17 protein-coding genes and 6 pseudogenes are annotated in these 19,044 nt (G+C 37.8%); 14 read left to right on the top strand and 9 right to left on the bottom strand.

The annotated features are described in order from the left end of the window. Positions 1-134: 134 nt before the first annotated feature. Entirely contained in the window at positions 135-998 is an 864-nt protein-coding gene (locus tag V6D44_RS13520) for a ferritin family protein (RefSeq protein WP_202327717.1), read from the bottom strand. A gap of 200 nt (positions 999-1,198) precedes the next feature. On the opposite strand from V6D44_RS13520, the pseudogene V6D44_RS13515 reads away from it, so the two are divergent. After that, positions 1,199-1,724, top strand: a pseudogene (locus V6D44_RS13515) (DUF421 domain-containing protein); the annotation flags it as partial. Positions 1,725-1,859: 135 nt separating this feature from the next. Here the strand turns inward: V6D44_RS13515 and V6D44_RS13510 are convergent. Continuing rightward, a complete protein-coding gene (locus V6D44_RS13510; protein ID WP_087993855.1) occupies positions 1,860-2,126 on the bottom strand; it encodes a transcriptional regulator in 267 nt (88 codons plus the stop codon). Positions 2,127-2,382: 256 nt separating this feature from the next. On the opposite strand from V6D44_RS13510, the pseudogene V6D44_RS13505 reads away from it, so the two are divergent. Continuing rightward, a pseudogene (locus V6D44_RS13505) lies at positions 2,383-2,831 on the top strand (ArpU family phage packaging/lysis transcriptional regulator). Between the two features lie 90 nt (positions 2,832-2,921). Beyond that, complete coding sequence (locus V6D44_RS21140; protein WP_442893320.1) at positions 2,922-3,290, top strand: hypothetical protein; 369 nt, start codon at positions 2,922-2,924, stop codon at positions 3,288-3,290. Between the two features lie 60 nt (positions 3,291-3,350). Here V6D44_RS21140 and V6D44_RS13495 read toward each other — a convergent pair whose 3' ends face one another. After that, positions 3,351-3,908: a GNAT family N-acetyltransferase gene (locus V6D44_RS13495; protein ID WP_202327121.1), complete on the bottom strand. Its 558-nt coding sequence runs from the start codon at positions 3,906-3,908 to the stop codon at positions 3,351-3,353. A gap of 531 nt (positions 3,909-4,439) precedes the next feature. After that, positions 4,440-5,636 (bottom strand): DUF418 domain-containing protein, encoded by a 1,197-nt coding sequence (locus V6D44_RS13490; RefSeq protein WP_253268437.1) that lies wholly within the window; start codon positions 5,634-5,636, stop codon positions 4,440-4,442. Positions 5,637-5,903: 267 nt separating this feature from the next. Here V6D44_RS13490 and yrkP point away from each other — a divergent pair, with 267 nt between their 5' ends. From yrkP to V6D44_RS13470, 4 genes and pseudogenes are all read left to right on the top strand, one after another. Continuing rightward, positions 5,904-6,599 carry a two-component response regulator YrkP gene (yrkP, locus tag V6D44_RS13485; RefSeq protein ID WP_253268436.1) on the top strand — a complete coding sequence of 232 codons (696 nt, stop codon included), beginning with the start codon at positions 5,904-5,906 and terminating at the stop codon, positions 6,597-6,599. Continuing rightward, a complete protein-coding gene (gene yrkQ, locus V6D44_RS13480) occupies positions 6,586-7,884 on the top strand; it encodes a two-component system sensor histidine kinase YrkQ (RefSeq protein ID WP_253268435.1) in 1,299 nt (432 codons plus the stop codon). Before yrkP ends, yrkQ begins: the two co-directional genes overlap by 14 nt. Before the next feature lie 45 nt (positions 7,885-7,929). Further along, a complete protein-coding gene (psiE, locus tag V6D44_RS13475; RefSeq protein WP_253268434.1) occupies positions 7,930-8,346 on the top strand; it encodes a phosphate-starvation-inducible protein PsiE in 417 nt (138 codons plus the stop codon). Positions 8,347-9,234: 888 nt separating this feature from the next. Then, a pseudogene (locus V6D44_RS13470) lies at positions 9,235-9,485 on the top strand (IS3 family transposase); the annotation flags it as partial. Positions 9,486-9,551: 66 nt separating this feature from the next. On the opposite strand, the gene V6D44_RS13465 reads toward V6D44_RS13470, so the two are convergent. The 5 genes from V6D44_RS13465 to rapE all read right to left on the bottom strand — a co-directional run bounded on the left by V6D44_RS13465 (position 9,552) and on the right by rapE (position 13,667). Beyond that, positions 9,552-9,839, bottom strand: a complete 288-nt coding sequence (locus tag V6D44_RS13465; RefSeq protein WP_087993861.1) for a hypothetical protein — start codon at positions 9,837-9,839, stop codon at positions 9,552-9,554. A gap of 13 nt (positions 9,840-9,852) precedes the next feature. Then, complete coding sequence (locus V6D44_RS13460; protein WP_333516578.1) at positions 9,853-11,778, bottom strand: ribonuclease YeeF family protein; 1,926 nt, start codon at positions 11,776-11,778, stop codon at positions 9,853-9,855. 114 nt (positions 11,779-11,892) lie between these two features. Further along, on the bottom strand, positions 11,893-12,306 hold the full coding sequence (locus tag V6D44_RS21135) for a CDI toxin immunity protein (protein WP_017696292.1): 414 nt from the start codon (positions 12,304-12,306) through the stop codon (positions 11,893-11,895). Between the two features lie 109 nt (positions 12,307-12,415). Next, on the bottom strand, positions 12,416-12,550 hold the full coding sequence (gene phrE, locus V6D44_RS13450) for a phosphatase RapE inhibitor PhrE (protein WP_014114495.1): 135 nt from the start codon (positions 12,548-12,550) through the stop codon (positions 12,416-12,418). Continuing rightward, on the bottom strand, positions 12,540-13,667 hold the full coding sequence (gene rapE, locus V6D44_RS13445; protein WP_087993863.1) for a response regulator aspartate phosphatase RapE: 1,128 nt from the start codon (positions 13,665-13,667) through the stop codon (positions 12,540-12,542). The genes phrE and rapE overlap by 11 nt, the downstream gene beginning before the upstream one ends. A gap of 526 nt (positions 13,668-14,193) precedes the next feature. Between rapE and V6D44_RS13440 the strand changes: the two are divergent. From V6D44_RS13440 to V6D44_RS13410, 7 genes and pseudogenes are all read left to right on the top strand, one after another. Continuing rightward, a pseudogene (locus tag V6D44_RS13440) lies at positions 14,194-14,315 on the top strand (TetR family transcriptional regulator); the annotation flags it as partial. 128 nt (positions 14,316-14,443) lie between these two features. Then, positions 14,444-14,746 (top strand): annotated as a pseudogene (locus tag V6D44_RS13435) (zinc-binding dehydrogenase); the annotation flags it as partial. Between the two features lie 7 nt (positions 14,747-14,753). Then, complete coding sequence (locus tag V6D44_RS13430) at positions 14,754-15,761, top strand: NADP-dependent oxidoreductase (RefSeq protein WP_253268432.1); 1,008 nt, start codon at positions 14,754-14,756, stop codon at positions 15,759-15,761. A 224-nt stretch (positions 15,762-15,985) separates the two neighbouring features. Beyond that, a pseudogene (locus tag V6D44_RS13425) lies at positions 15,986-16,128 on the top strand (tryptophan--tRNA ligase); the annotation flags it as partial. A gap of 217 nt (positions 16,129-16,345) precedes the next feature. Next, positions 16,346-16,921 (top strand): TetR/AcrR family transcriptional regulator, encoded by a 576-nt coding sequence (locus tag V6D44_RS13420; RefSeq protein ID WP_087993865.1) that lies wholly within the window; start codon positions 16,346-16,348, stop codon positions 16,919-16,921. A gap of 111 nt (positions 16,922-17,032) precedes the next feature. After that, entirely contained in the window at positions 17,033-17,881 is an 849-nt protein-coding gene (locus V6D44_RS13415) for an alpha/beta fold hydrolase (protein WP_087990796.1), read from the top strand. Positions 17,882-17,895: 14 nt separating this feature from the next. Further along, positions 17,896-18,954, top strand: a complete 1,059-nt coding sequence (locus V6D44_RS13410) for an alkene reductase (RefSeq protein ID WP_087990795.1) — start codon at positions 17,896-17,898, stop codon at positions 18,952-18,954. Positions 18,955-19,044 lie beyond the last annotated feature (90 nt).

The raw sequence follows: 19,044 nt of genomic DNA, 5'->3' as shown, positions 1-19,044 counted from the left end.
GGGCAGGTGGAAACACCACCAAAGATAGACCTTTGAGGTTATGTTTGAATATGAAAGGTAACAATCTTTAATATGGTAAAAACCCTTTTGGTTCTACCCCTGCAAATAAAACACTTCGTTTTGTAATGTTGATTTTAGAAGTTTAAGTCTAATCTCTCAAGACCTCTTCGGAAAGCCTCTAAATGATTTAGTGATGCGTTGTGTAATTGAGTAAAAACTATTCTTGCATCTGCTGGCAGATCAAAAGTTAGAAACTTGTTATACATGGCGATATTATCAATTTCTCCTTGGACTCCAGCAGCATACGCATCCTTAAGGGTTACTGGTGTATTGACATATAATTGTGAGGTGTCTTTAGGTATCTGTACTTGGTATCGTTCAAAAAGAGAAAGTAATGCATTGATATGACGTAATTCTGCTTCTTTGATTTGCAGAAAGGTGCTGATATCCCCGAAGTTTCTGATAATTGCATTGTATCTTGCTTGAGCTAAGTACTCATCCTGAATGGCAAAGGTAAGCATTTGGGGTAAGGTGAGTCTACTGGCATTTAAAGCCCCTGTTGCCCCATAATTAACTTGACGGGTTTGTTGTGTAGACCGAGTGTTTAAAAAAAACAGAAACCATACTGCATGATTTTGTTCATCAGCGGCAGCACGCTGAAAAATCTTTTTAATGGACTTATCTTGTATTCGATCGGCTAAATCTAAATAAAAATCCACTGTCTCCTGCTCATCTTTAAAAGCAGACTCTAGGCTTGTTCTATAACTTTTAGGGCATTCTTCCGTTATTTTTGGAATTGGTTTTCTGCCTGTAAGATTAGTGTAAATCCTGCTGAATTCTTCAAAATGCCGTTGTTCATCTTGTCTAATTTCAAGTATTTGTTTTCTTATTTCTTCTGTGGGGGCTTGTGTGGCTATTTGCTTATAACAGAGAATAGCGCTATACTCTCCGTTAATTGCCTTGTGGATGTCATTAATTAGTTTCCTGTCAGTAGACATACGAAATGTATCGCTTATATAAGGGTTATAAATAAAATAAGGGTACACAATTTCACCGTCCTATTGCGGAATTTACTAATGTAGCGTATGTCTGATACGACAATGAGTGCATGTATATATTGTTTAAGAATCGTTCTAGTATATATAAGATCTCTTTTGTCTATGATGTTTTTAGAAAATACAATAAGTTGGTGAGATCTATGAGTGAACATGTTGAAGTGATCCTTCGATCGATTCTTGCCTTTGGCATTTTATTGGTAGGGTCAAGATTATTGGGAAAACAAACAATTTCACAAATGAATATATTTGATTTTATTGCTTCAATACATTAGGAGCAATTACTGCAAATCTGGCTTTTAATACTTCTCTTAAAATTCATCACATGGTACTTGCTTTCTTTATATTTGTATTTGTTATCTTGGCCACTGCCTACTTATCACTTTGCAATCAAAAAGCTCGGAAACTCTTTGCTGGAGATCCAACCGTTGTGATTGAAAACGGGAAAATTCTTGAACACAACATGCGCAAGATGCGTTATACAATTGACTATTTAAGTCAACAATTAAGGGAAAAAGAAGTTTTCAAAATTGAAGAAGTGCTCTATGCGATCATTGAAACAAATGGGACATTAACTGTATTAAAAAAACATCAATTTCGAAATGTGACAAAAAAGGATTTATGGGTTGCCACTACACAGAAGGGAAGCTCCCCATCGAGTTAATCATCAAGTCAGGTAAGCAATTGAAGGGAAGTTTCATAGTGGATGCCATTACAAGTCGAACTTCAAATGGTCGTCAAGTCAATGACTGTCAAACAAGTAGTAAAACTATAAGAAAAAGGAGGCTATAAACCTCCTCATAGTTAACTTGAATAGTAGGCGATATAAGATCCATCAGGATAAAAAGTAACACTGTCTAAATAATACGTTGTTCCGTTGATAGTGATTGTTTGTCCTGGGTCTGGATCAGAAGGAAGTCCACGAACAACTAGGGTACCTAATGCAGATATTTCCTTTGTATGACTTTCTTCAGAATGAGTATCAGTAGGACTTGCGGCAAAGGCAGGAGCAGCAGAAACAAGCAAAGCAAGTGACAATGCAGTACCAGTTAAAACTTTTTTCAATTTCATTTTAAACACTCCCTTTGTTTTTTTAATACGAGTGTATTATTACATGATATACAAAAATATCCAAGGTATTTTTTGTTAATATTTTGTGAACTTAGTCTAAATATAGATTCCTCCCGAATGCCTCACCCCGAAATGAGGGCACAGCACGGGCGCTGAGAGGTAATATTGTCCAAGAAGGAAAGCCTGCGGACACTGAACTAAAGCATTTACGCTGTTGGTTTGGTGTCCGTTTTATTTTAATAATCAGGAGGTAAATATGAATCAATTAACATTAAACCTGCCCCAAATTGACGAAGAAGCCACTAAAGCAAAAGTAGAGCAACTGTTGGATCAATATCGGTTATATCTCTTACAAGTGCCAGATAATTTTTTACCAAAGGTTACCCCGACTTACAGCATTGTTCCGTCAAGCATCACGAATGAGTTTCATTCCTCAACAGAAGAGGCAGCATTAAAGCGTTTGATTGGGAGATTCAGCGTAGACAAATTCTTAAAAAGGATTCAAAGGGCTGTTAACCGGCTTTCTCAAAGAGAACGGCAGATCATTGTCATGCTCTATATGCAATCGGAAGAAATGTATGGTTATGAGCATATGCAGAAATGGGCTTGAGCCAGCGCAGTTATTATCGTGTGAAGGGAAAAGCACTATATCGGTTGGCATTTGCTCTTAGAGAAGAAGCCTACAAGAAAGGGACGGCTTCTTAATGAATTTTGTTACCAATAAGTAATCCGGAATGTATCTTCTACATCAAGAGGTTTTTAAAAGAACTAAACATGAGGAATTACATGCTATTCGTGACCGGTATTAATTCAGGGCCCCGCATATCGGATATTCTGCAGCTGAGAGTAAGAGACGAAAAACGGCCATACTTCAATCTCATAGAGAAGAAAACGAAAAAGAAAATCGACATGACGCCAGCTCTTCAAAGAGAATTTAAAACCTATGTTGAAGGGAAAGAGGATCATGAATTTCTATTTAAAAGCCGTGAAGGGATTAACAAGCCAATATCCGGTCGCAGTGCCTTTTGCCTTGCCTCGTTTCTCCTCAAGCTCTTTCATCCCCTCTGCCTGAAATTGGTTAATCCATCTCCTGACTTGGTTTTTATCAATGTTCATTTCTCTGGCGAGGGGTCACTTCAATTGGGGACTGACCCCTGTTTTTGAGACAGGGATCAGGGATCAAAACACCTTTTAAACAGCATTATTACCTTCGTGTTCAATTGTTTAGTCCTTTTTTTTCATAATCTTTACAAACCTGAAAAAGTCATCATCATCCGGCAGGGGCTTGTCATCTTCGCGTCCATTGCAATGTATATGCGGATCAGAGTGATGTTCATTGTAGAACTCTACGATATGGAATCCACACTTATTCACATAGAAGTTGATATTTCGTTTTTCGAAATAAGGTGTCACGGTTTCCCAAAGAACAGTATCCGGATACTGTTCTTCAATGGCTTTCCAAGCAGAAAGACCAATCCCTTGGCTGTGATATTCTGGAGATACATAGAATAAATCTAGCGAATTATGATGTGTTTGGCTGTTGATACGTACTACTGCACCACCGACCTTCTTACCATCCTGAAGAATATGATATACCACTGCTCCGGGAGCATTGAAAGACTCCTGAACGTCATTGTCCGATGGAATCGGTCCATCTTCGCAATCACCGAACGTTTCAATCACGGCGATCGAAAATGCTTCTTGTATTTTTTTTTGGAATTCTGGCAAATCAGACTCCTTTGCTAGTTCCAAAATAACTTTTGGTTCCTTTTTTGTTTTCATGATTGCTCACTCCTTCATTTGCTGAAATATCGAGTCAGTCGTTCAGTAAAACATTCCAGCTGTTCTACGAGGTCTTTTCACAAAAAGTGATTCCGTCGCTTTTTCTTCCGCGGTAAATTTGGCGTTAAAATACTTGCTGCAAAAGCTTTCTCCTGTCTTTTTGTACGATTTCTTTTTCTTTGTTTCCTTCGAATACAAGCTGCATGTAACCCTTAGTTACTATCGTTCACTACCGTATTAAGTGTCTTGCGCGGGATTAGTCATTCTTCTCAAATTTTTCCTATCTCAAATCACATTCACATCAATTAGTCGAATGTGTAGCCCTTGACTATGAGCCTGCGCAAAAGATTCAAGTTAGATTTGATCATGAGCTATGCAAATTGAGTAAACTCTGGTTATTTTTCTGTCTAGGTTATCCCAAAGAAGCACTAAATGATATAAAAATAACCAGTCCATACTAATCAAATCTGTCCGTTTAATACCCACTTCCGTCAACAACTAACTGAAGTCCATGCAATCTGGGAAAAGGGGTCATTTTTGAATTGATTTTGGCGCATGTAGAGCTGCTTTGGAGCGCTCGTTTACTATGCCGTACGTCAGCTTGCGCCATATCAATTCCATCGGGCCGTACTTAAACCGTTTCAACCACAATGTACTAAAGATCATAAGCACGAAATAGACGGCCAGACTGAACATGAACGTGCCGGCGGATTGAATATGACCCGCAAGCCCGAATCCGTACCTGAGGAACAGAATTGTTCCAAGGATAGAGTGAAGCAGATAACAGGTCAATGACATCCGTCCGACTTTGGTGAATATCATCATAGGGCCTCGCAGCTGAGGAACGTATAGAAACAGCATTGCAAAAGTGCTCATATAAAACATACTTCCAGTTAAGCCGCCATTTTGACTCAAGACAGAGGAAATGTCCGAAAAATTAAACATGTCTAGCAATATACTGCTTTGTGTTATTAGAAAAGCGATTGTGCTAATGATCCAGATACGTTTCCATATGAACTTTTTCGCTTCCATGTCTTTGAAAAATTCCATCTTAACAAAGTACACGCCCAGCAGAAACATGAGAAACATGGAATAGACCATAGAGAAAGAGCTGGCAGCCATCGTGACCATATCTGTCCACCGAGTGCTGATGGATTCCATGTAGGTAAGGCTGCTGTGGCTAAACAAAGTAAACTCTGAAAAATTCGGGTTTTTTGACCCTGCAGTATTGATGACATTGTACAACATTGTGAAAACAGGAGTCAGGAATTGAAACACGATAAGTGCGATAATCCATCTAAGCACCGTTTTGGCTGTTCGTTTATAGAAGCCGAGTAACAGGAAGCCGCTTACGGCATAAAAGGTCAATATGTCACCGACCCAAACAAATGTGATATGCAAAATGCCAAATCCCAACAGGATAGATAACCTACGGGCAAACAGCTTGTTGGGACTATCTACCTTCTGTGCGGCTCGATCCATAAAGATCATAAACCCAACCCCGAACAGGAAGGAGAATAATGTAACGAATTTCCCTTCGGCAAACCAGGAAACCAGATTGTGCAGTACGTCATCGGAGGCCATTTCGAATCCTTTTACTGAATCTACGATCAGAAAATAATTGACAATAATAATGCCAAGCAAGGCAAATCCACGTACGATGTCCAGAAAATGAACCCGTTCCCGCAGACTCACTGGTTGCCCGCGTCCTTCTTTTTGTACAATCATATCAATACTCCTTTCCCATTTACCATTGCAATGTGTAGTGCGGATCTGAAAAGCCTGAGCCTTACAATGGATAAATATAAAGACCGAATCTTAACAATTTATGAAGAGTCATCATTTTTTTAGAAAATGTGATAAATTTATGGCGGACCATCAGCTTTCATAAATTGTTAAGATTTACGTAGTATCTTATAACGTACTTATTACTATGAACGATATATAGTAAGGACACACGAGAAATAACAACAAGAATCATGAGGTGAGAGAGACATGACCCATCGAATATTAGTCGTAGAGGATGATGAGGATATTGGTGATCTTTTGGAGGAATCCCTTACACGTGCAGGTTACGAGGTGCTAAGAGCCAAGGATGGAAAGCGAGCATTGCAACTTGTGAATGACTCGCTTGATTTGGTTATTTTGGATATTATGATGCCAGGCATTTCGGGAATTGAAACATGTCAGCACATCAGGAAATCCTCTAACGTCCCGATTCTGTTTCTGACGGCCAGATCGAGTACACTCGATAAAACTGAGGGGTTACTCGCAGGTGGTGATGATTATATGACTAAACCATTCTCGGAAGAGGAACTTCATGCTAGAGTGATTGCTCAATTACGCAGATATACTATCTATCAGGAAAAGAAGGAACAGGAAGAAACATTTCTTATCGGGGGCAAACTAAGAGTGAGCGAAGAATTTAATGAGGTCTGGAAAGAGGGGCAGCAAATCAAGTTATCAGATCTGGAATATCGTATCCTAAAACTTCTGATGAGCAAACGCAACAAAATATTTTCTGCCCAAAATATATATGAGAGTGTGTGGGGACAGCCTTATTTTTACTGTTCCAACAATACGGTGATGGTGCATATTCGGAAGCTGCGCTCCAAAATTGAGGATGATCCGGCACGTCCGGTTTATATAAAAACTGAATGGGGAAGAGGATATCGATTTGGTGCATCGTAAATTTACACTAAATAAAAAACTGGCTTTGCTGATCGTGGGTGCTGCGATTGTGAGTGGTGTGATCTTTCTGACGTTGCAAAAGATCACAGATGATCTGATCGAGGGATATCTGAGTTCGGAAGAGTATTATCACGAGGAGTCAGCAAGATACATTCAAAAATTCAGCAAGTACGTTTCAGAAAATGAGTTGTCTACATCAGATAGAAAAGCGTTTGGCGAGTGGGTCAAAAAAGAAAATTACATTAACCTCACCATATTCAAGGATCAGGAGCTGCAATATGATTCTATTTATTCCGAATCGGATTATGGAAAGGAAAAGCTGACTCAGTACGCTCAAAATCATTCACATCCTGTCAAGTTTAGAGATGGTGAAGGACGAGTCATTATCGACGGTTTCTACTCTTCCCGATATTATGATCTGGCCTTTGCATTGGATTTGCTCGGAGCAACCCTCATCTTTTTAATCATTGTTCTCTTCGGAATTCGCCAAAGTCTTCGCTACCTTAAAACGATTCACCAAGAGATTCATATTCTTGAAGGGGGCGAACTGGACTACGAGATGACGATAAAAGGGCATGATGAATTAGCGATGATTGCAAAGAGCATTGAGGATCTGCGGAAAGCTTTCCTGGACAAACTTAAAGCTATCGAGGAATTGCAAGCTGAGAGCCGCAGCCTGGTTACCGAAATGTCGCACGATATGCGCACACCGCTGACGTCGCTGATCATGAATCTGGAGTTTGCCAAAAAAGCGGGAGGCGAAGCGGGTACCAGCAAAGATCGGTATGTAGCCAATGCTTATGGTAAAGCACTGCAATTAAAAAGCTTGTCTGACAATCTGTTTGCGTATTTCCTGCTGGACAGGGAATATGAGGCCGATCTGGAAACCGTTGCAGTGAGAGAAGTGATCTACGATCTAATATCAGATCAGATTGCTATCCTTCATCAGGAGCATTTCCGAGTCCATATTTCAGGCGAGCTGCCGGAAACCTATATTAACGTGAATTTGGAGGAGCTTGGTCGTGTATTTGATAATGTGATGTCAAACTTATTTAAATACGCAGATCCGGAAGAAGAAATCAGCATCACGTTTGTATCGGATCAAGAGATATTTGAGATTCATGTTAGCAATACGATTAAACTTGCGGATATAACACCGGAAAGCAACGGACTCGGTGAAAGAAGCATTGCGCGAATGATGTCCCGCATGCAGGGACAGTTTCACAGTATACAAAAGAATTCTAAGTACTACATTGTGCTACGATTTTGGAACACCAAGATGTAGGCTGAGCATAAAAACCACGAATATATTGAAATAGGAGACAACACGATGAGATTTTCCGACAAATTCAAAAAGGTGCCTTACCTGTTACAAGCGCTTCTCAATATCTGTCTGTTCTTCCTGGCGATAGCTTTAAGCGCACTTCTGATCAGCGAGACATGGTACATTGTGCAATTCGTATACAAGTCACTGTTCAACAAAGTGGACAGCTATTATGGGATGCTTGGAGAACTGCTTATATTCTTCATGTACTTTGAGTTCATTGCTTTGATTATCAAATACTTCAAATCAGACTTTCATTTCCCGCTTCGCTACTTCATTTATATTGGCATCACGGCTGTCATTCGTCTGATAATCATCGATCATGATCAGGCGATATCAACGTTTTGGTGGGCGATGGCCATTCTTGCAATGATTTGTGGATTCTTTATTGCCGATCGACGAAATTCTGTTGTTGAACATTAATAAATTAGTTCACTTTATGGCGATACGCCGCTGAAATGCCTAATTGTGAATGGGAACTGGAACAGAATAAAAAAATGGATAATCGGCATTTATAAGTCTAGCTGTTAATGTCAGTTCAGAAATCTGTAGTGGATCAAATTGAATTGTGGTTGCAAGTGGATATCTGAATGTATTTTTTGGCCACTTTAACAGACATGTCCCGATGACATAGCATTAACTATCGGACATGAAATTCGCTTCTTTATTTTACAAGGATGAGGTTAAAATTCTTAATAAATAAGATGAAAAAGTTAGAATGGACGTTATTTGTTTTTTTCTCACTATTTTTTAACCATAATTGATATAAACGTATAGAAATGAATATAGAGTGTGTAATAAAAATAAGCTTTCATAACCAATGAGATAGATTTCCTATAGGGGCCCAGTGATATAGAAAACAGATCGATGGTTCAAGCCATCGGTTTTTTATTTGTTTTCATACTGAAAATCACCTCATTAGAACAAACAGTTATTACATAGCATTACCCAAGGGGTGATGCATTTTATGAAGGTGATAATCATCGAGGGGCCGCAAGCTGACAAATGCATGAACGATTCCTCTATTTAATAAAACTTGATAGGAAGTAGATCCAGAGTATATAAGGGTATTGACCGAGAAATAAGCGATCAAGCAACCGCACCCAGATCGAGGCCTGTATAAAGAAAGCAGGGACGATGCGATTAAAGAACTCATAATCAAGTTATCTGCTATGATCCAGATTGTCTTTCTCATAGAGCTTATTAGTATGCACAAAATGATTTTCATAACTCTTTCATCTATTTTTTCTCTATTTCTTTAAGAGGTGTTTTTCTATGGGAACAAGAGTGAGTTATCCGGTTGAAATCAAACAGAGGGCTGTAAAAGGAAAAGGCATTACCATGAGCATGTCTAGAAAAGGAACGCCCGCTGATAATGCCGCCATAGAATCGTTTCATTTCATACTAAAGTCTGAAACGTTCTACCTCAACAACATAGTTCGAACTACGGCCATCATCGTAGAGCGTACGTCGAAGACTACATTCAATATGATAACAACATTCGTATTCAAACGAAACTAAACAACCAATTACCGATACACTATCGGCAACTGGCTGTTTAAAAGGTGTTTTGATCCCTGTCTCAAAAACCGGGGGCAGTCCCATTCAAGAGGACCTTTTGTATTATATTAATCCTCAATATTTTCGATTACCTGTCTAACCATCTCATGTATTTGGTCAAATTGCCATTCTACATCACCAATTACTAAATGTAACTGTAGTAACTCAGAAGTTAGTTTGTCTTTATCTTCAATTTGACTTAAGTTAGCTAAAATTTTATTCATTCTTTCATCTATTTGCGGAAGTTCTTTAATATTTTCCTCTTCTTCTAAAAGTTCTTCTGTGGAAATTAATGTACTATTATATTTTTCATTTAATTCTTTTAAAGCACTAAAGATTTTATCAATATTTTTCATCTATCTTAACCACCTATTTTAATTTTCTTCCAATGGCATTCTTAGTCTTAACTTCGTTCAATGTTCCATCCAAATTCAACACTACTCTTAAATTTCCTCTTTTATCGAAAACTTCTAAATGATCCTTGTGCAAATTATCTAAATAAAATCTATCTCCTTTTTTCAGATATGGATTATCCAATTTTTTATTAACTTCATAGATTGATTGGCCTTGGAATTGATTTTTTGTTTTTGTAACATTGTTTTTTATACTTTTTCCAAATCCATCATTAAAAAATTCTTTCATATTCGATACTGATTTAGCTTCACTGGTTACCTTGCTACTATTAGTATTCCCCTTAGAACCATGGTCAAGATCAAAAGACTTTTTAATTTGTTGAATTGTATCTTGTCCAGATTTTTGTAAGTTTAGCACATTTATAGGAACATCACTAGCTAACAGAAGTTCTTTAGCAAAAGGATTTGGTATTGACTCTAAACCTTTTTTAAAAAATTCCCCAAAATCTTTGGTGTCTTTTATTACTTTTTTTGATGCAGACTTACCAACATTTCCGGCGCTGTTTACCCCTTTTTTACCCGACTTGCTGATTCCCTTCTCTGTGACTCTCCCGACCTTTGAAACGACGGATCCACTCTTTGTAACAGCACCACCGCCACCTGATATGAATAAGCTGGCTACATTTAAAGTGAAATATGTGGTGTAGTGCGATTGTGAATACATATCTCCGTGTACAAAGTTTTTATCCCAGCTTTCTTTTACCTCATTCCAAGTAGAATCCCAGGCTTTTTTATAGTCGAATTCAAAAACGGACTTTATCGTTCCTTTTGGATCTAAACCGAGATCGATCCCGAATTTTCCAATTCCTAAGAGCCCTTCACCAGTTTCTTTCGAAAAATCATAATATGCCATTTGTTTGCCTTTATAGTATTCATATACTGGACCTAGATATTTTTTACCCGCTGCATCTATAGGGGCTAAATATTCTTTAACTGTCTTCTCTGTATCATCTATCCCGGCTAATAAACCTTCATATACACCGTCAATCTGTTCTTTCAAAATATCCTTGGTCGCTCGAAGAGGATTATCCCAAAACTCGAGGGATTTAACATACTCCTGTTGTTCAGTGGTGAGGTTGTCGTATCCAATCTCTTTAGCAACTTTTAGATACTCGTCAGGATCATCAACCAACGTATTGAGCTTTTTCTGTAATTCTTCGATTTCCCGTTCTTTTTCTTCTTTCTTTTTAATCGTCAAATAAGCTGCCGTTTGCTTTTCAATATCGCCTTTTTTCTTATGTATATCACTCTCACGGTACGCCTTGGCGTTGTAGTGAATGGGTGTAGCGTTTTTGCCTTTGCCCGTTGCTTCTTGGAGCTTTTGGAAGTCGGATTTGATGAATTGTTCATTAGGTTCTGACAGGGCATACTCTGTCAGTAAATCTTCGTCAAGGTCACCTAGTTTTTCAATTGTTTTTTTGCGTTTATCATTGGCATCTGCAAGCTCATCTTTGAAGGTTTCTGTTGAAAACAAGTCGAGCGGGAGGATTTCGTCGATATCGTTTAGAATATCTTTCATGGCTTTTTTCTGTTCAGACATGATGGATTTGGATTTTTTATGGGCGTTAGCCAGTTCATGTTCTAAAAAAGACTCTTCAATATAAGCATCAGAGAGGCCTTTGTCCTCGACAGCTCCGGCAATGCTGTTAAAAAATGCGATCTTCATGTCAATGTAGTCGATCCATTGATCAGTGACACCTACATGATCGTGATAGAATGCTTTAATGTTATTAGCGCCTTTACCTGAGAATTCGCTGTCGTCCAGTTCAGCGACGCTTTGTAAAGCTTTTCTCAAGTTGACCATTTGCGTCCTTAGTTCTTTATATTCTTTGGCGCGGTCTGTAGCTTCAGACATAAGTGTTTTAGCTTCAAAGACTTTCATAATCATACCCTCTCATTTAATCATATAACAAAATATTACCATGGAAGAATGATGAAACTAACTGTTATGTGGATCAAATGGTGGAAATGAATCATTCGATCTGTGTCATTTTACCTATTTGCTAATCCTTTCAATGAAAGGGGACTTTCCAATTGTAACATCGCCATCATGAAAAAATTCGATAACGTAGCCAGATTCACTAAACATAAAAGTATCTGATCCAACGGCAGTTACATCATCAATTACGTTTAATGCATGCTCAAGACTGGTTTTTAATGCTGGCTGTTCTCCGTAACCCCAAAGAATAATAATGTTCCTATCTTTAAAATGGTGTTTAGCTAGCCAATCGTAAATCTCTTCCTCGTAAACTATAGATTGATGACAACAAACTTCTTCCCACTTGATTCGTCCCCAAGATGTAAAGGGAAAACTGTTTGAAAGCAGTTCATAATATTTTGCCGTTAATTCTTCTGATAAGATTTCTTTGTTTTTCCCTAGAGCTTCTAAGCATTCATCAAATAAGTCCAAAATGTTCACCTCAAAAGCTTTATGTATGATGGATTTTTTCAGTATTAGAAATAAGAAAAAGCCGTTATGAAACGGCTAAAGGGAATCAGAACTAATGTTGTTTATCGAATCAAACAAGGAATTCATGAGTAGGTGCGAGAGTTACATTCCGGGATGCTTCCTTCATTTCGCCATTAGACATAGATCCGAAAAAGGCAAGTCCAATTAAAACGGCGGATAAACTGATAAACAATTTAGATTTCATACATGCATTCCCCTTTCGATATTTGCTTTTGAGCATATACCATCTTCTTGAAACAGATGATACTATCCTCTATTTTTCCATTATAATCGAAAAGGTTGCCTCCTAACAATGCCAGCTCTTCCAGATAAGGGTATCCTTTGCCGTTCTCTAAACGAGAAAAAATATTGAGGAGTTTAGGTGTATCGCCATTTCTTATATAAAGAACGTCTAATGCTTCAAATAAGTTCATAAAAAGTTCGTCTTTAAAATCTACAGCACTTCTGATTCCTTTGCGGAAGCAATCCATTGCTTGTTCTTTTTTCCCTTGTTTAAAATAAATCAACGCTAGGTCATGATAAGCTTGCGGAAGTACGTCAGAGTTTATTTTTCTGTATTGAACCAAGGCTTGTTCGATGTAACGTGCAGCCTTATTTAAGTTGTCCATTTTGTGATAGCAGTTGCCGAGATTGAAAAATGCAGTGGCATAGATGTGAGTATTTTTACTTTTAAGCAGCTCGGCACCTTTTAAAGCTTCTTGAAGGTGGGGGAGAGCTTTTTCATGATTTTCAAGGTCATCGTAGTTGCCGGCAATCACAAAATGACATTGAATACGCCGAACAGAATAAAGCTCGTGTTTCTTATAGATATTGTATGAAAGTTCAGCATAGTGCATTGAGATGTGAGTCATTTTCATATGATAATAGACTTCGGATAACTTAAAATAAAACTCTGCTTTTTCAATCTTGTCGGAGATCGAAGGAATTTTACGTTCAGCTTTTTTATAATATGTAATAGCCTTTGTATATTCACCGTTTCTAAACTCATACATCCCACGGAAGAAGTTATAATAATAAGCTCGCATATTATCTAGTTTTTTCTTATGGCCTTCGATTTTCTTTAAATATTCTGAAAGTTTCATTCGGTTTTCATCAGATGGCAGCGTATACTCCAGCATGATCTTATGGCGAAAGGCCATCAATTGATAATAAATAAGCAAGTCTTGATCTTCTTCCATAACCTCTATATCACGTTCTATTTCAGCTTTTAACATTTCAGCATCAGTAACGTTGAATTTTTGAATATGCCTATGCCATTCATTAATTTTCATTCCCACTTCAGCTGATGTGATTGATATCAAGATATTCACCCTTCCCTTAACTCTACAAGTAATGTAAATATTAACAAGTTTGTGTTCGCAGAAAAAGGCAATAGGGCACCGCAATTTAAATTTTCGGTGAGACCGCAATAACTTTTTTATTACACTACTATGTTGAGAGGCTTTTTCTAAGATAGAAGATACCATCTATATTTTCTTTATTGTTTTTTGCTTTAGAGTTATTAAACTCCCTTGTAGGAGTGCAATGACTTGGCATCAATGACATTACAGAACTGATTTGAGTAGAAATAAGATGGAGCGATATTCATTAAAATTCAGGTAATAGCCACACATAGCCATATAAAACACATGATTAATTCTAAATTCTCTACCGATATCGTTCTTAAATTTGATATACTTGAAACTCGTTAGATCTAACTGTTTTGCTACTCAAATGAGAATGATCATTCTTCAATTGGTATAGAATATATTGAGAGAGGGATGAATGATTTAAAGTTGTCAATCCTTTCTCAGAAATAAGAGGCAATACGTTCTAAGGAGGGATTACATGGCTAGAAATAAAGAATTTGATGAAAAAAAGCATTAAGAAAAGCAAAGGGGCTTTTCTGGGAACAGGGTTATGAAAAAACATCCACGCAAGACTTGGTGGACCATATGGGCGTTCCCCGCTGAAGTATCTATGATACATTTGGCGACAAACATACTTTATTTATGCGGCCTTAAGTCACTATGTAGAAGTAATGGGAGTAAGGATGTGAAAACAGAATTAACGGTTCAGTAGGCTATACGAAAATTATTTGTCTCTCCGTACAGGACCAAATAAACGTTTCGGAAAAGACAAAAATTTTCCATTGTGGAAACAAAAGCTATTTTCCCTTGCTGGCGCAAAGTATGACCACAAAGCCAAAAAACACGACGTGGAATACCATTTTATCTTCGTTCTGACGGCGCACAAACTTAAAAAGATTACCAAAATCATTGAAGAAAACAACATTGTTCCAGAGATTTATCCAACACTATTTACCATAGACAACGTAAATGAAGCGCTAGAACTAGTCGCAAATGGACGACCGAAAGGGAAAGTGATTATTAATTTTTAAGGGGGACATGATGAAAGCAGTCCAAATACACAGCTACTCGAAAAAGCTAGAAGCTCACATCAACGATGTGCCTATTCCAAGAATAAACAAACATCAAGTGTTAATCAAAACAAATGTGGCGGGCGTTGACCCACATCTTATATTGGCGATTACTGGAAAGGTGCGCGTTTTTGACCACTATGATTTCCCGTTGACACTCGGAAATGAACTTTCAGGTGTGATTGAATCGGTTGGTGAAGCGGTGACAGACTTTAATAAGGGCGACAGAGTATATGCGCTAATGCCACTAGATACAATGGGTGCCTTTGCAGAATATGTTGTGGCTGATGCAAATATCGTTGCGAAAATGCCAAAACATCTTACTTTTGAAGAAGGGGCTGCCATTCCATTATCGGCTCTGACTGTTGTTCAAGCCTTCGATGTACTGAACGTGAAACCTGGCACAAAACTGTTCATTCCTGGTGGAACAGGCGGATTTGGGCAGATTGCCATTCCGTTTGCGAAATCAAAGAAGCTTTTTGTAGCTGTCAGTGGTAGTGAATCAGCTCGTCATTTAGCGCTATCCATTGGTGCTGACCAGTTCATCGACTATCAGAAGCAAGATTATGTTGAGGTGCTGAAAGATTTCGATTACGTGATTGATACTCGTGGTGCAAGTGAGTTCAGGAATGAATTACGTGTTTTAAAACCTGGCGGAAAATTATTGTCATTGAATGCTGGTCCAAATGCACGTTTTGCAATTCAACATGGCGGATTTTCAACGTTGCAGAGGCTTCTTTTCGGTGTGATCGGCATGCCGTTTGATATAGCGGCACATCTTCAACAGAAAACGTATGATTTCTTATATGTTCAGCCCAATGGCAAACAACTAAAAAACATCACCCAGTGGATTGATGAAGCGGGCATCAAACCAACCATTGATTCGACATTTGCTTTTCGGCAAGTGAACGAAGCTATTGCCAAAATCGCAAAAGGGAAAGCTCAAGGAAAGATTCTTCTGATTATACAAGAGTGAGAAACAACAACATAAAATTGACAAAGATTTTAGTGAGGGGCGGGACGTCAGGTATAGGCTATGCATATGCGAAAAAGATTCTTGAAATGAGCAACACGGCGATTGTCACTAGTCACTCGAAATAAAATATTGACCAAGCAATCAAAGATAACCCTAATTTAATAGGCATTGCTGCGGATGTCAGTCAAGTGAAGTCGGTTGACCAGTTGGATTTTATCTTCTATAAACCGAAAGGTTTAATAAATAGGGCTCGTGCATACAAAGCAAAAGTAGACAAGAACAAAGAAGAAGGATTAGATGTGGATGCCGGTGTGAACATGAGGTTATATACTATCTCATTTTAATGGCTGCTGATATTCTCCTGTTTTAGTCTGATTTTGTTCCCGTTGGAAAAGACCAAATCCAACATGTGGAGCAAATATATTGATGATTAAATTTATAATTCTTTACTTATCGTTCTAAAAAGGGTATTATTTAATCATGGTTTGAAATTCATGTGTTAATTTGAGAATGTTCATTCTACAATGGATTATGACGTTTGTTTTTGTTAGTATTGATTCATTGATTTTTTTAAGGAGAAAAAAATGGCTAGAAGTAAAGAGTTTGACGAAAAAGCAGTATTAAGAAAAGCAATGGAGCTTTTCTGGGAACAGGGTTATGAAAAAACATCCATGCAAGATTTGGTAAATCATATGGGGATACACCGCAGGAGTATATATGACACATTTGGTGACAAGCGTTCATTGTTTTTAGCTTCCCTTAATCACTATGAAGAGCTCATCGTCAATGAGATGGAAAGCATAATTAGCAGCACTTCATCCATTAAACAGGCGATACGTGATGTTTTTATTTTCGTACTGAATTCCATGGAACAATACCCAAAAGGTTGTCTATCAGTAAATGCAGCCATTGAATTATCTTTGTTGGACAAAGAAATTGGACGCATAGTTACAAAAATGTTTAACCGTACTGAAGATATGTTTAATAACCTTATAAAACGGGGCCAAACTAGTGGAGAGATATCAAAAGAAATCGATTCTGATAACATATCTCGTTTCTTACACAACAATTTGGTAGGTATAAGAGTACTAATAAAAACTAATTACAGTAAAAAAGAATTAGAAGGCATCATTACTCTAGCACTTTCAGTGTTGGACTAGCTTTCTTTTTTTTACCCTATTTAGAACGTTCGTTCTAAAATCAGCATGAAACAAACCATCATAATGCATACTTATAAAATCGTTTTTTAATTTCTAAGGAGGAACACAAAAATGACAAACTTTAAAATACCATCAGTATCAGAATTTATTGAAGCAGATGGAACTCGTTACGCATATAGAAAATTTGGTACACAAGATGGTATACCACTAGTATTTCTTGTTCACTTTAGAGGAACGATGGAAAACTGGGATCCAGACATGCTTGAACCTATTGCAAATAAACGCCCAGTAATCTTATTTGACAATAAAGGGGTTGGTGAGACAGATGGACTAACGCCTACTACAATTGCTGATATGGCAAAAGATACAGCAACATTTATAAAAGCTCTTGGATTAGAACAAGTTGACATTCTTGGTTTTTCCATTGGTGGTATGGTTGCACAAGAGCTAGCTTTACAAGAAGGAGAATTAGTAAGAAAAATTATTATGGCAGGTACTTCGCCTGAATCTGGTATTAATCCAAATCCAGAGATTTTTGAAAGAATGAATCGTCACGGCGGAACGGAGGAAGATGGAATAAATGATTTTATGTTCTTTTTCTACGCACAAACCGAAACAAGTAAATCTGCAGGAATGGCTTCACTACAAAGAATTTTTAATCAGAAAAAAGTAAACAGTTCAGAACAAGTAAAAGAGGCACAATTACAAGCCATTGCAAAATGGGCTAAACAAAAATCTAATCATGATTATGAATGGTTACAAAACATCAAACACCCTGTACTTGTTACTAATGGTGTTAATGATGTAATGGTACCGACTAAAAACAGTTACATCTTAGCAGAGAAATTACCCAAAGCTCAGCTGATTATATATCCTGATTCTGGTCACGGGCATCTGTTTCAATTTCCAGAACTATTTGCAGAACACGTAAATTTATTTCTTGATTCTAATTCTTATTAAAAAGGAGTATTCATATGAGCAGATTATTTGAAAAAGTTCGTATTGGAAACATTGACTTAAAAAATCGTATAGGTATGGCTCCGATGACTAGAAATAGAGCTTTACCAGATGGTACGCCGAGCGGTTTAGTAGCAGAGTACTATGGTCAGCGTGCTTCAGTCGGTTTAATTATAAGTGAAGGAACCCAACCTTCAGATGATGGGCAAGGTTACACGAATACACCTGGTATTTATACAGAAAATCATATTAGAGGGTGGAAAAAAGTAACTTCTAAAGTTCATAGTGAAGGCGGTCATATTTTTATTCAGCTTATGCATGTGGGACGTGTATCACACCCTGATAACACCCCTCACCACCGCCAAGCAGTTGCACCGTCAGCTATTGCACCTGGTGTAGAAATTTTCACGGCAGAAGGAATGAAAGAAATTCCAACACCAAGAGAACTGAGTGAGCTTGAGATAAAAGATGTTATCAATGAGTTTCGTTTAGCAGCTCGTTCAGCAATTGAAGCTGGTGCAGACGGAGTTGAAATTCACGGAGCGAATGGTTATCTGATCCAGCAATTCCTTAGTGAAAACTCCAATCATCGCCAAGATGCATACGGTGGTACGATTGAGGGGCGTTCTCGATTCGCTATTGAAGTAGCTAAAGCAGTTGTTGATGAAATAGGAGCAGAAAGAACAGGCATCCGTTTTTCTCCTCAAGGAACACTGCAAGGCATTGATGAAGGGGAAAATAGCCTTGAGATGTATCGCTATTTAATAAGTGAATTAAATAAGCTTAACCTTGCATATCTGCATTTAATGCACTTTGGAAACGAGCAATTCCTAAAAGATGTGCGTCAACTTTGGGATCAAGCACTTCTTGTTAACCGTCCAGGTCGTCCTCTAGATCAACTTTCGTCTGATGTAGATAATAATCTTGCAGATGTTGTCACAGTAGGCACTTGGGTACTAGCTAATCCAGACTTTGCAGAACGGATTAAATCAGGTGCTCCCCTAAACGAACCTGATCAAAACACGCTCTATGCAGGAGGAAAAGAAGGTTATACAGATTATCCTTTCTTAAAATAATTTATTTAATATGAATATCCCATCTAGGGAAGGGATATTCATATTCTTTTTTCTTAGGTTCGTTAGGAAAAGATACATGTGCGTTAAATA

This window comes from Bacillus sp. 0209A (assembly GCF_036765095.1).
Classification (GTDB): Bacteria; Bacillota; Bacilli; order Bacillales; family Bacillaceae; genus Bacillus; species Bacillus subtilis_G.
This window is presented reverse-complemented; position numbering and strand designations above follow the sequence as displayed.